The organism is Comamonas sp. SY3 (assembly GCF_041730275.1).
Lineage (GTDB): Bacteria > Pseudomonadota > Gammaproteobacteria > Burkholderiales > Burkholderiaceae_C > Comamonas > Comamonas sediminis.
This window is the reverse complement of the sequence record NZ_JBGTYN010000004.1, coordinates 1-12,646: the sequence shown is the minus strand read 5'-3', so window position 1 is coordinate 12,646 and position 12,646 is coordinate 1. Positions and strand designations below refer to the sequence as shown.

Sequence of the window (12,646 nt, the reverse complement as noted above, 5' to 3'; positions counted from 1 at the left end):
TCCATTGTGCCGCGAATCGGGCCTGCCCCAGAGCGATGAACCGGGCAAAAAAGCCGGGGTTTGGATGGGTTGACCGGCTGCCAGCAGCGCATTTCCACGAAGCCGAACAACCAAAATTGGTAATTCTTTACACAGTCATACCGGGCGGTGACGGGGCTCTTACATGGCAGGCGGACACTGCATACATCGCATCAGACATCACAACCCGGAAAGGAAACACCATGTCTCTCTTGCAACGTAGCGCCATCGTGACCGCCATGCTGGCCAGCCTGTCAGTTTCCAGCTTTGCCCAGACCCCCAGCACGCCAGCAGCAGCCCCTACCGTGCAAAGCGCCCCCGCCCCCGCCAAAAAGGGCCATGGTCCTGAAGCACGCGAGGCCCGTATGGCCCAGCGCATGCAGGCCCTCAAGGCCTCGCTCAAGCTCAATGCCAGCCAGGAAGCAGCCTGGACCAGCTATGTGGCGGCCATCAAGCCCCAGCGCCCTGCCCCGGGTGAGCGCCCTGAGCGTGCTGATCTGGCCAAGTTGACCACCCCAGAGCGCATTGACGCAATGCAGGCCATGCATGCCAAGCACCAGGCGGCCATGGACCAACGCAACCAGGCGACCAAGGCTTTCTATGCGACGCTGACGCCTGAGCAGCAAAAGACCTTCGATGCGGAGACCTTGAAGATGCATGAACGCCGTGGACACGGGCCGGAGGGCAAGGGGCCCCATGGCCAGCGCCATCAAGGCCCAAATGCGAAACAGACTGTTCCACCTATCGACAGTAAATAAGGCGGACACCCCCTCCCCCCTCCCCCCTCGGATCGCTCTCCATCCCCTCTTGCGCAGCTGTCATCAGCTGCGCCTTTTTTGCTGGTGGTCTCGTCAGCGGTTGCATACAGACAACAACCTGCTTTTGCTGACAGAAGCAAGAGTTGACCAGGTGTAACATTATTTGATGCAATACCGCCCTCTCCTCTCCGCTGTCGGCTTGTGCGCGCTGACTGTCTGGAGTGCTTCTGCCCATGCGCAATTCGCCGATAAGCGCAACACCGCTACCTTGTACCTACAAGCCGGTGTTGCCGAGCGTGACGCACGTGCGCTCACCATTGGCTCGACCATTCCTATGGACTGGAAGACCTTCTGGTGGGGCCATCCCGTCACCGCCCATTGGGACATGAGCCTGTCGGCCTGGAACTCGGACCGCATGGAACGCGAAGGCAGCCGCACCATCGCCGTCGTCGGTCTGGTACCCACCTTGCGCTTCCATAGCAAGAGCCAGTACCCCTGGTTCGTCGAAGCCGGTCTGGGCGGTTACGTCTCCAGCAAGCTGTACGAAAGCCGTGAAAAGCGCTTTTCGACCGCGTTCAATTTCGGCACCCATATCGGCGTGGGCTACTTCACCGGCATGCGCCGTGAGAACGAATGGTCCGTGCGCCTGGAGCATCTCTCCAACGCGTCGATCAAGCGCCCCAACCCGGGCGAGAACTTTGTGCAACTGCGCTACGCACGGCACTTCTGATCCCCTCAATCCCCCTCTTCCCCTTGCTACCGCCTTCTGGCGGTATTTTTTTGCCTGGCGCAGGGGATGGTGATCAGGGAGGCGTCTAACGCTGAGTGGAGCTGCCGGGGCAGCCTGGAGAGCCTGTATGACGTAGCGGCCAGCTCAACACGGCCAGAGCAAGTACCCAGTCAGCAACTGTATAAACATACAGCATCAGAGAAATAGCGCAGTGTCCTGTGCTACAGGGCGGCCGCCCATAGCCAATGGATGTTCGCCAGCGAGTGCGTTTGAACGGCAGCAGGGCCCGCAGGAGGTGCGCTGCACGCTTTACCAACCCCTTGCCCTACCCACCAACCTCCCAGGCGCCCACAGGCTCCTTGTGCGCGGTAGACGGCATTCTTGGAGCGGAGCCCGGTAACCGATGGAGATTTGCGCCGCCGACCAGCGAATCCCCTGCTACCCGCAGCACGACAGCAAGCGCGATACCCGGTCAACAACTCTCTTCCATTCCCTGCTAAGCGGCATCACCGTTAGCGACACGCATCCAAAAGTATAGCTAACACCTATGTTGGGCTGTGCATTTGCGCACAGTGCATCTACCGGGCAAGAACTAGCGAACATAGCGACAGGATCTCGCTGACGAAGCCACGGACTGGCGAAGCCCTTCTTTCCTCTGCGTTCTGGATGTGGCGGGAAGCCTGAGGCACTTTTTGGAAGCGCTCAGCGCGATGTCTCTTACCCCCTGGCCGTCTGAATTTTCACAGTCTGAAAAATTTCAAGATATGAAACCTTGCCGAGCTTGCCTTTGGTTTTTCTTTTATTTTCTTTAAAAGAATAGTAGGTAGTAGTAGGAGGGCCCTCACTTCTGTGGATAAGTTCAATAAAGCAAAAATTTTCAAAAGCTTGAAATTTTCCCAACCATGTTGATGGTACCCGTCTACGCTTGTCACTGCAAAGTGGATAAGTAGAGGGTATGGGTTATTTCTGTGGATAAGTTGGTTTGGGCGCATGCATTATCCACACACATTCTGTCGCGTCGAAATTTCGACAAGTGTTTGATAAATAATAACTTATCCACATATGTTCTGCTGTCCCCACAGATGGCGTGCGTACTGGCGTCTGCTGTGCGTATGAATGCGTGAGTGCTAAAAATTACCCACAACGTCCAGGGCAGCATTGGAGGTTTTTGGCGCTGAACGATGTGGCTGAGAAATCTGTGGATAAGTTTTTTTTAATGATAAATCAGTCCTCTAGCACGCCGTCGGTCTGTGTGCACCAGGCCTTATTGCCGGTGCATGAGAGCGGAGCAAGTTCCTGGACGGGGGCATGTTTGTGGGTAACCCATGGGTTGTTGTTGCTTTATCCCAAAAGTTATCCACAGTTCTTTTGGGGCCCTGGGTCTGCAGGTCCGATGACATCGCCTGTGGGTAAGGCTGTGAATCTGAAAATAACCAGGAAAAACAATGGATTGCTGTCATTACGCCGAGATGGATGGTGTGTGCACCCAAGCCTCTTGTGCTGTCTTGTGGGCGGCAATGCGCCTTTTGAGTGAAAAAATCGGCGTGTGCAGAACGCGGGTCTCTGCGCCTTCTGTGCGGTCACGGCTGCGAGTGGAGATCGATGACTCGGACCCGCTGACGGATGGGTGCGTGCCGCCTGTGGACATCTCGCTTCCACGGAGCCGTACCCAGGCTCCGGATCTGCGCACAGAGGCCCTGTTTTTTGTGGCTCGCCGCTCGCCGGGCGCAGTCGATGCCCATCACGGGCCGTGCTGGTCTTTTTTGCTTCCCTTCCGTCACTCCAGACGATCAGACCAAGCCGCTGGCGCTACAGGCTTGGCTGTAAACGCTGGAAGTAGCCGTTGAGCCCCTGCGCGATGGGGCGGCGCATACCAATTCCCGGCTCCAAAGTCCAATTTTTGGATCGCACCAGCATGTTTGGAACGCCCTCCGCATCACAGCCAACACCGCAGGGCGGACCCCCGTGCGCCAGCACTCATCAGCCGATGCAACTCGGCTGATTTTTTTTGCCACATGGCCTGTGCGCGGCATACGGCATCAAGAACGCGGTCGAGCCCCCCTTCAAACCAGACGGCGCCGCCCCCAGCCTCCCCGCGTCAAATCCAAAATTTCAATTTGAATGATTCAAATAAACTGAAATGAAAAGCCATTCATTTCATATCTGCTATCCCAATGCTATCAATAGATGAATCGATAAATGCTGTTTTTTTATGCAAAGTGGACCGCGACATGGCGCAATTTGTCAACAAGTTATCCTGGTCACACTTGTGAATAATCTTTCACATCGCGATAAATTCCACACTGTGAAAATGGAAGAGAAAGAGTTATGCACATTTCTCCGACCGGCATCCCGCTATACGATGGCCCAGATTTGTGGATAAGTAAAGCACTTATGCGTTAAAACGACAGCCACCTGTTCGGATCTTACTTATCCACAAATTGACTTGCTGGCATGTTCTCGGTGCATCCTGTGGATAAATTGACCTTTTTTTAGATAAGTTATGCACAGAACATAGTGATTTTCGGTTAGAAAATAGCTGCTTGTGGTTTTATCCACAATTGGATATGGATAAATTGCTTTAAGAAGATTGCCTAAAAAATCAGCAAAACAAGTCAAAAACTGTGGAAAAAGTTGTGTATTGTTTGTACCTGTTGCCGATGGCTGTTGGACACACATTCGGAGTGAGATATAGAAAATAACGGTATGTTGCGAAGAAATGTGCAAAAAATAGATAGTTTCAGGTATTTTTGTGGCAAAGTGCGTGCTTTCAAAAAGTGGTATGAGTCTGTGGATATCTTTTATGAAAGCAACAAGAGCCATGGATTTTTGTCACATGTGTATAACTTGTGCATGGATCTATCCATTGAACACATGAAGATATCCACCGGTTTTTCAGCGTCCCAAGACACCACTGGCACGGTGCATTCAGTCAATTCGAATGACCGCTATCGAGCGTTGGTAGGTGCGTACCCAGGGCTGTTTGCGCCTGGGGAGGTGATGGCGCAGCTGAGCAGGGTGGGAAGAGAGGCCACGAAGATGCCGCGAACATGCTGTGAGGCGGACGCCAGGGTAGCCAGCAGCTACTCCTGACCCACTTCCTTCCGCTCTAGGCGCTGGTGAGCGGCAGATAGGCACGCTGCAAAGCGATGCGCTTTCCGCCCCCCGGTGTCTGGGTGCGGGTGCGCGATAAATGCGGGCGCGGGGTGCGGGTGCGGCCGGCCCATCACCCAAAAACCATCGCTGCAGCGCTCGTTCGTGCAAAGGGATCTTGCATGCGGGCCGCGCTGCAGAGCGCCACAGCGCATCAGCGCCACAGCGGGCCGGGAGCCAACCTCCAAGCTCCAGGCGCATGGCCAGCAAAACGCATCAGCAGACGCAAAAAAGCACCGCCAGGCGGTGCTTTGTTCAGGAGAAGGGCCTTTTCAGGCCCGTTTCAGCCCTCAGGCTTCGGCGTCTTCGTCGGTGGCAGTGCGGATGGTTTCGCGGTTGCTCTTGTCGCGCATCTTGGCGACGTCGGTGTCCAGCGCGCGGTGCAGCTTTTCCAGCGCCGCATTGAAGGCCTCGGCAACCTTCTCGGCCTCGGCGTTGACCGCCAGGGGTTGGCGCCCGTTGGCCCGTGTCTCCATGACGCAGCGCTTGCCCTTGCCGCCGTTTTTCAGCGCGTCCACATCGGTGAGGTAAACCTCCACGCGGGTCACATATTCGCGAAAGCGCGAAAGCTTGTTTTGTACCTCGGTCTGTGCCCATTGGGAGAGAGATTCTCCGCCTTGGACATTGTCACCAGCGTGCACTTGAACTTGCATGGATGTGCTCCTTTCTCGAACTTGCTGGGCGGGCGGCCCAGCTTTGACAACCGGATGCCGCGAAGGCCATCGCCTTGCGGCATTGAGTTAGATACATCCTAACGCGCAAAACTGCAGCTCAGACCGCGACATGGTCAATATGCGTAAAAGCCCTGAGAAAGATCAAGCGTCCTACAGCCCCAAGGGGAGGCGTTCGGACGGCCGGGCGGGGCAGCGATGGGCTTGAAACGCGGCGGGCCGTCCCCAGCAGACGGCCCTGGCTGCAGGGCGCTGCGCGTTTTAGCTTGCTGCAAATGTTGAAGCGGGCAGGCGATACAGCACATGGGTGCGCAACGGGTGGCCTTCGGGCAGGGCAGGGTGTTCAAAGTCTCCCGCCTGGTCGCGCTCCATGCCCAGGCGCTGCATCAGCGCCTGCGATGGCAGGTTGCTGGTGGTGGTGAAGGCCACGATTTCAGCCAGCTGCAACGGGCCAAAGCCCACGGCCAGTGCTGCTTGCGCCGCCTCGGTGGCCAAGCCCTGGTGCCAGGCATGGCGCGCCAGGCGCCACATGATTTCGACGCAGGGAGAAAAAGGCAGGTCGGCCTGCGGCACATGCAGGCCAACGATGCCAATGAATTGCTGGTATTCCAGCCGTTCCACCGCCCAGACGCCCCAACCACGCTCTGCCACCAGCGCCTCGCAGCGGTCCGCCATCGCATCGCTTTGCGCCCGGGTCAGCGGCGCGGGAAAGTAGCGCATCACCTCGGGGTCGGCCGTCATCGCGGCAAAGGCTTCCCGGTCTTGCGGCTGCCATTGGCGCAGCTGCAGTCGGGCGGTGCGGGGCTCGATCAGGGGGGCGGTCATGGGTGGCTTTCATGAATGAAAAAGCGGCTGGCACGCAAGGCATCTGCGTGAGCCGCTGGGATGATCAACAATGCCAAGCGCAGCGGGCTCTAAAGCGCCCTGCTGCACCACTGTATCAATGGTGGTGGCCGTGCGCGCCATGCACATGGCGGTGGGCAATTTCTTCTTCGCTGGCCGCGCGCACATCGATTACCTTGCCGCTAAAGCGCAGCGCCAGGCCGGCCAGCGGGTGGTTGCCATCCAGGTGCACTTCCGGGCCCTTGATCTTCTTGACGTAGAAGGCCTGGGGCTCGCCACGGTCATTGGCGCCGCGCAGCTGGCCGCCCACCTTCACGCCCGGTGGGAACTCGCTCTTGGGGATGACACGCACCAGGCTCTCGTCACGTTCGCCAAAGGCATCTTCCACCGCCAGATCCACGCTGGTGCTGAAACCCACGGCCTGGCCTTCAAAAGCGGCCTCCACCTTGGGGAAGATGTTTTCATAGCCGCCATGCAGGTAGGCGAGGTTGCCGCTGTCCAGCGGCTTGCCTTGCGCATCGGTCACCTTGTATTGGATGGTGACGGCGCAGTCTTTGGTGATGTTCATGGTCTTGTTCGAAGAGTCTGGCAAAACCGCAAGTGTAGGGCTTGCCGCCGCTGCGCTCCATCGCGGGGCCGGATGGCAGGGGCCGCGCCAAGGGTTTGGCGCTTGTCATGCAAACGGCTTGCTCTCCTACGGATGCATGCTGCAGTGCAGCGCGAGACTTGGGATTTGTGACCGCTTTTCCGGTCGAAAGGAAGAAGAAATGGTTCAGCAACTCGCAGGCAAGGTGGCCTATGTGACGGGCGCCGCCAGTGGCATTGGCAAGGCCATCGCCGATCTGTATGCGCAGCAGGGCGCCAAGGTGGTGATCGCCGATCTGAAGCAGGAAGCTGCCGAGGCGGCGGCCAAGGATATTGCAGGCAAGGGCGGTACCGCCCTGGGGCTGGCGGTCGATGTGACGCAGGAAGACCAGGTGGACGCCTCGGTCGAAGCCGCGGTGAAGGCCTATGGCGGCATCGATATCCTGGTGAGCAATGCCGGCATCCAGATCGTCAAGCCGGTGCAGGAATTCAGCCTGCAGGAGTGGCAAAAAATGCTGGCCATCCAGCTCGATGGCGCCTTCCTTACTACCCGCGCCTGCATCAAGCACATGTATGCGCAGGGCCGGGGCGGCAGCATCATCTACACCGGCTCGGTGCACTCCAAAGAGGCCTCCAAGCTCAAGGCCCCTTATGTGACCGCCAAGCATGGCCTGGAAGGCCTGGCCAAGGTGGTCGCCAAGGAGGGTGGCCCGCAAGGCGTGCGCGCCAATGTGATCTGCCCGGGCTATGTGCGCACGCCCCTGGTGGACAAGCAGATCCCCGAGCAGGCCAAGGAACTGGGCATCAGCGAAGCCGATGTGATCAAGAACGTGATGCTCAAGGACACCGTCGATGGCGAGTTCACCACCGTGGACGATGTGGCGCGCGTCGCGCTGTTCTTTGCGGCCTTCCCCACCAATGCGCTGACAGGGCAGTCCCTGATTGTCAGCCACGGCTGGTTCATGGAGTGATGCCGGTCTGCGGCCACACGCCGTCACAAAGCATCGGGGACGCGGGCTGCCAGGCGTTATCCGCCGTTAATCTGATGATTAAATCAGCTAAAACCGCTGAAAGTGCGCTGTAGGCGCCGCGTCTGCCGTTGGCAGAAGCCCACATTTGTTACATGGTTTGCAGTCTGCTTTGCACAGCCGGCAGGCGGGGAAACCCCGCCTGCCCGACAATGGCGGATTGGCCTCAGCAGCGCTGCGCGCAGCGCGATGCCGGCCCAGGTTTTGCAGACTCTTTCCATGGCGATACCCCTTATTTCCGCTTTGACAACGACCGTGCGCCGCGCAGCGAGCGCCCTGCCCGTGCTGGCGCGGCGCCTGCGCCAGTGGCTGGCCGCGCGCCGCAAAAAGCAATGGCTGCTGGCGGTGGCGGCCTTGCCGGTGCTGCTGCTGCTCTATGTGCTGCTGCTGATTCCACTGACGCCGTCGATCGGCGATATCCAAAAAAACAAGGTCGAGGCGCCCACCCAGCTGCTATCAGCCGACGGCAAGGTGCTGGCGCAGTACAAGCGCTCCAACCGCGAATGGGTGGCCCTCAAGGACATCTCGCCCAATGTCATCAACGCGCTGATCGCGACCGAAGACCACCGTTTTTATGAGCATGGCGCGCTCGATTGGCGCCGCACCTTTGGCTCGGTGCTGCACACGGCCATGGGCCGGCCCCAGGGCGGCTCCACCATCACCCAGCAGCTGGCGCGCAATATGTTCCCCGAGGAAATCGGCCGCGCCCGCTCGCTCAACCGCAAGCTCAAGGAGGCCGTGACGGCCTACAAGATCGAATCGGCCTACACCAAGGACGAGATCCTGGAGACCTACCTCAACACCGTGCCCTTTCTCTACAACGCGTTTGGCATCGAGATGGCCGCGCGCACCTACTTTGACAAGCCTGCCCAGAAGCTGAGCGTGCTCGAGGCCGCCACCCTGGTGGGCATGCTCAAGGGCACCAGCTACTACAACCCCGTGCAAAACCCTGAGCGGGCCCAGCAACGCCGCAACACGGTGCTGGCGCAGATGAACAAGCACGGCAAGCTCAGCGACCAGGATTTCGAGACCTTCAAAAAACGCGGCATCAAGCTGGATTTTGAGCGCCAGGACGAGGCCGTGGGCATGGCGCCGCATTTTGCGCAGGCGCTGCGCAAGTGGCTGATCGAATGGGCCGATGCCAACGACTACAACATCTATGCCGATGGCCTGGTGGTGCAGACCACCATCGACTCGCGCGTGCAGCAATGGGCCAACCAGGCCGTAGCGCGCCAGGGCCGGCAGTTGCAGGTGACGGCCAATGGCCTGTGGAGCAACCGCAACCAATGGACCGCCAAGAACCCACTGGTGCAAAGCTTTGTGCGCGAAAGCGCCGTCTACCGCCAAGCAGTGGCCGATGGCCAGGACAAGGACGAAGCGCTGCAGCGCCTGTTGGCCGATGCCGACTTCATGGCCAACCTGCGCCAGGACAAGGTGCGCGTGCAGGTGGGCTTTATGGCGATGGACCCGCGCAGTGCCCATGTGCTGGCCTGGGTGGGCAGCCGCGACTTTGCCATCGACCCGTTTGACCATGTCTCGCAAGCGCGCCGCCAGCCCGGCTCCACCTTCAAGCCCTTTGTCTATGGCGCCGCACTGCTGGACGGCGCCTTGCCCAGCGACCAGCTGATGGACGAGGCTGTGCGCATTCCGCTGGGCGGCGGTCAGTTCTGGCGCCCCACCGATGGTGGCCCGCCATCGGACCAACCGATGACCCTGGCTGATGGCCTGGCCTACTCCAAGAACACCATCACCGCCCAGGTGATGGCCAAGGTCGGCCCCGCCAAGGTGGCCAAGCTGGCGCGGGCGCTGGGCGTTCGCGACAGCAAGCTTGAAGATGTGATGTCGCTGGCGCTGGGGACCAGCCCGGTCACCTTGCAGGAGATGGTGACAGCCTATTCCACCCTGGCCAATGGCGGCGGCTACCGCGCGCCGGTCATGGTCACCCGCATCAGCGACCGCGACGGCAAGGTACTGGCCGAGTTTGAGCCACCCGCGACCGAGCTGGCGCTGGACAGCGGCGTCACCTATGGCTTGATCGACATGATGCGTGGCGTCATCACCAAGGGCACCGGCCGGGGGGTGGCGCGCTACGGCGTCAGCGGCGACTGGATCGGCAAGACCGGCACCACGCAGGACAATGCCGACGGCTGGTTCATGCTGGCGCACCCCGACTGGGTGGGCGGCGCCTGGGTCGGCTTCAACGACAGCCGCGTGCAGCTGAACGACTACTGGGGCCAGGGCGCCCACAGTGCGCTGCCAGTCGTCGCCGAAGTGGCCGCCGCATCGCAGCGCGCCAAGCTGGTGCAGGCACAGGCCCGCTTTGAGATGCCGGCCGAGAACAACACCTTTGTGCAGCGCCTGCGCAGCTGGATGCTGGGCTTTGGCGACAACAAGCCACCAGCCGATCCGTTTGAGCAACCGCCTGCAATGCAGCCGCTGCCCGATCGCGGCAACCCCGGGGATGCGCCTGTCATCGACGACCCCGAAGCGCGGCCGATAGGCCAGAGCGGCGCGGGCCCGCGCGGCCCGAGTGGCGAAGGCGACTACCCCGCCTTCCAGAACAACCCACCGCCAGCGCAGCAGCCGCAAATGCCCGCGCAGCGCCCGGCCGATGCGGGCCAGCCGCAACCCGGTGTCGTGGTGCCTGGCCCATCGTCCAACCCCGTGCCATCCAACCCGGCACCGGCGGCACCGGCCTTCCCGGGTAGCGCCAGCGCACCACAGAGCCAGCCGTCGGGCAACCCACCGCCGATTGAGCGCGGCGTGGTCGTCTCGCCGGTGTCATCCGGCAGCGTGGGCCAACCGGTGCCCACGGCCGATGGCGGCATGGTCTGGCGCCGGGCGGCGCCGTCTGGCGCGGCGGCCCCGCAGTCCGGCAATGCAGGTATTGCGGCCAGCGAGATCAACTGATCCCATTGCCCATTTTTTAAGCAGTTCTAAGGAGTAAACCATGGTCTTCAACCACCGCCGCCAGACCCGCTGGCAATGGATGCGCGCCGCATGCCTGGGCGCTGCCATGTTGGCATCGACCGCTGCGATGGCCGTGGACAACCCCGATGCCCCCGACCGCCTGGCCGCCTTTGAGCAGCGCATACAGCCGCTGGAGGCCGCCGTCGCCAACCAGAACACGACGGCAGACATGCTGCGCGCGAGCAGCGCCTATGCCAAGCAACTTGATGTGGAACTGAACCAGACCTACCGCGAGCTGATGGCCAAGGTCGGCGCCACCGGCGCGCAAAAGCTGCGCGCCTCGCAGCGCAACTGGCTGGCCTTCATGACCACCGAGGCCGCCTTTATCGACGGCACCTGGAACGCCAAGGACTTCGGCAGCACCTCAGCGCTGTCGCGCAGCGAGTACCGCAACCGCGTCACCAAGGCGCGTATCGTCCAGCTGCTGGACTATCTGCGCTCCTATCCTTGATGATGGATGTGTGCGGTCACTCTTCAATGACTTCATGCACACCGGAGCTGCCGCGCTTCCAGTAGGCCGCTGCCTTGGTCCATTTGGGGTGGGCGCCATGCTCGGCAATCAGCGCCGCACGCAGCGCTTTGGCGGCCGCCGATTCCAGCGCCACCCAGTTGTAGTAATCGCCGGCTGGCGCATCGATCTGGCGTAAAGCCGCTAGCAGCCGCTGCGCATCGCCGGCCGGCTGACCCTGGCGGTGCACCCAGTGCACCTGCAGGTCGGCAGCGCTGTCCAGCGCTTGCTCGTCGGCCGCGTCATTCACCTCCACGACCACCACCGCCTGGGTGCCGGCAGGCAGCTCGCGCAGGCGGCGCGTGATCGCTGGCAGCGCCGCATCGTCACCAATCAGCAGATGCCCATCAAACGCCGTGGGCACGATGAAGGAGCCACGCGGCCCCGCAATACCCAGTGCATGCCCCGCGGCCGCCTGCAGCGCCCAGGCCGTGGCAGGGCCGGCCTCATGCACCGCAAAGTCAATCGCCAAGGTCTGCGCCTGGGCATCGTAAGAGTGGGGCGTGTAGTCCCGCATCGCCTCGCGCATCGCGGGCGGCAGGCCATCGCTGCCGGGCGGCGGCAACTGCAGCTCGCCATTGGCATCCGGAAACAGCAGCTTCACATGGTCATCAAAGCCCAGACTGGTAAATCCCGCCAGGTCGGCACCCTGCAAACGGATGCGCAGCATATGCGGCGTCAGCTGCTCCACCGATGCAACGGTGGTACGGCGCAGCTTGATCTCATGGCGCGCCCGCTCAGGCGCACGCGCAGCCAGCAGCTCGGGGGAAGGGGACGTGGGAAGGCTCAGTTGCAAGGGCATGGTGTGTTCAATCCGTGTCTAAGATATATCTTTTATCTTAAATGAGAACCATTCCTGTGGCTAGGGCGGGGTGGCAATCCCTGGTTGGGGTGTGGCTATGGCGGGGGTGGGGTTGCGAAAGGCTGGGGGGTGTGCGCAAGGCAGTTCACCTTTACCTTCACCTGCTCCATCTGGATGACCACCTAACGGGCTACTGCCTAGAGAAGCAGCAGATTCGGCGCGAGCGCTTCCCTTTTTCAATTTGTTCTGTGTTGCATTTCCACTGACGTGTCAGTTGTGCGTAAGCATTGCTGCATCAAATGTAAAAACTATCAAATTTGATTAATTGATAGTTTTTAAGTCGCAAGCGATTCCAGCGATGGCGCCTTATGAATGCAAAACCAAAAACAAAGTTGGGAGGGATCTACACATGCCTAGCGCCATGCACTGCGGCCCAGGAACACCGGCCAAGCCGCCCATCAATTCGGCTTCTCGTCCGTGGATACGAGGAAGTCTGTTTGCCTACCTACTCTCCAGCGCATTTTGGGCCTCCGCCCAAGGCATCTCCGGCATCGGCGCCTTCGTCCCCAACACCGAGCTG

The 12,646-nt window shown here is 60.4% G+C and carries 9 protein-coding genes; 5 read left to right on the top strand and 4 right to left on the bottom strand.

Annotated features, from left to right (window positions below; genetic code table 11):
* The first annotated feature begins 221 nt into the window (after window positions 1–221).
* Together ACCQ08_RS06680 and ACCQ08_RS06675 are read left to right on the top strand one after the other, a co-directional pair.
* The gene (locus tag ACCQ08_RS06680) at window positions 222–776 is read left to right on the top strand and encodes a Spy/CpxP family protein refolding chaperone (RefSeq protein ID WP_312414544.1); all 555 of its coding nucleotides are present in this window, start codon (window positions 222–224) and stop codon (window positions 774–776) included.
* 166 nt (window positions 777–942) lie between these two features.
* On the top strand, window positions 943–1,506 hold the full coding sequence (locus tag ACCQ08_RS06675) for an acyloxyacyl hydrolase (RefSeq protein WP_239810054.1): 564 nt from the start codon (window positions 943–945) through the stop codon (window positions 1,504–1,506).
* 3,443 nt (window positions 1,507–4,949) lie between these two features.
* On the opposite strand, the gene ACCQ08_RS06670 is transcribed toward ACCQ08_RS06675, so the two are convergent.
* The 3 genes from ACCQ08_RS06670 to ACCQ08_RS06660 all read right to left on the bottom strand — a co-directional run bounded on the left by ACCQ08_RS06670 (window position 4,950) and on the right by ACCQ08_RS06660 (window position 6,741).
* On the bottom strand, window positions 4,950–5,312 hold the full coding sequence (locus tag ACCQ08_RS06670) for an HPF/RaiA family ribosome-associated protein (protein ID WP_239810053.1): 363 nt from the start codon (window positions 5,310–5,312) through the stop codon (window positions 4,950–4,952).
* A gap of 279 nt (window positions 5,313–5,591) precedes the next feature.
* Window positions 5,592–6,155: a GNAT family N-acetyltransferase gene (locus tag ACCQ08_RS06665; protein ID WP_373449280.1), complete on the bottom strand. Its 564-nt coding sequence runs from the start codon at window positions 6,153–6,155 to the stop codon at window positions 5,592–5,594.
* 115 nt (window positions 6,156–6,270) lie between these two features.
* Window positions 6,271–6,741 (bottom strand): peptidylprolyl isomerase, encoded by a 471-nt coding sequence (locus ACCQ08_RS06660; protein ID WP_373449279.1) that lies wholly within the window; start codon window positions 6,739–6,741, stop codon window positions 6,271–6,273.
* Between the two features lie 199 nt (window positions 6,742–6,940).
* On the opposite strand from ACCQ08_RS06660, the gene ACCQ08_RS06655 reads away from it, so the two are divergent.
* The 3 genes from ACCQ08_RS06655 to ACCQ08_RS06645 all read left to right on the top strand — a co-directional run bounded on the left by ACCQ08_RS06655 (window position 6,941) and on the right by ACCQ08_RS06645 (window position 11,207).
* Window positions 6,941–7,729 (top strand): 3-hydroxybutyrate dehydrogenase, encoded by a 789-nt coding sequence (locus ACCQ08_RS06655; protein ID WP_312526322.1) that lies wholly within the window; start codon window positions 6,941–6,943, stop codon window positions 7,727–7,729.
* 276 nt (window positions 7,730–8,005) lie between these two features.
* Window positions 8,006–10,696, top strand: coding sequence for a penicillin-binding protein 1A (locus ACCQ08_RS06650; protein WP_373449278.1), 2,691 nt, complete (start codon window positions 8,006–8,008; stop codon window positions 10,694–10,696).
* 40 nt (window positions 10,697–10,736) lie between these two features.
* Window positions 10,737–11,207, top strand: a complete 471-nt coding sequence (locus tag ACCQ08_RS06645; RefSeq protein ID WP_312453217.1) for a lysozyme inhibitor LprI family protein — start codon at window positions 10,737–10,739, stop codon at window positions 11,205–11,207.
* A 16-nt stretch (window positions 11,208–11,223) separates the two neighbouring features.
* On the opposite strand, the gene ACCQ08_RS06640 is transcribed toward ACCQ08_RS06645, so the two are convergent.
* Complete coding sequence (locus tag ACCQ08_RS06640; RefSeq protein ID WP_373449277.1) at window positions 11,224–12,066, bottom strand: siderophore-interacting protein; 843 nt, start codon at window positions 12,064–12,066, stop codon at window positions 11,224–11,226.
* Between the last annotated feature and the right edge of the window lie 580 nt (window positions 12,067–12,646).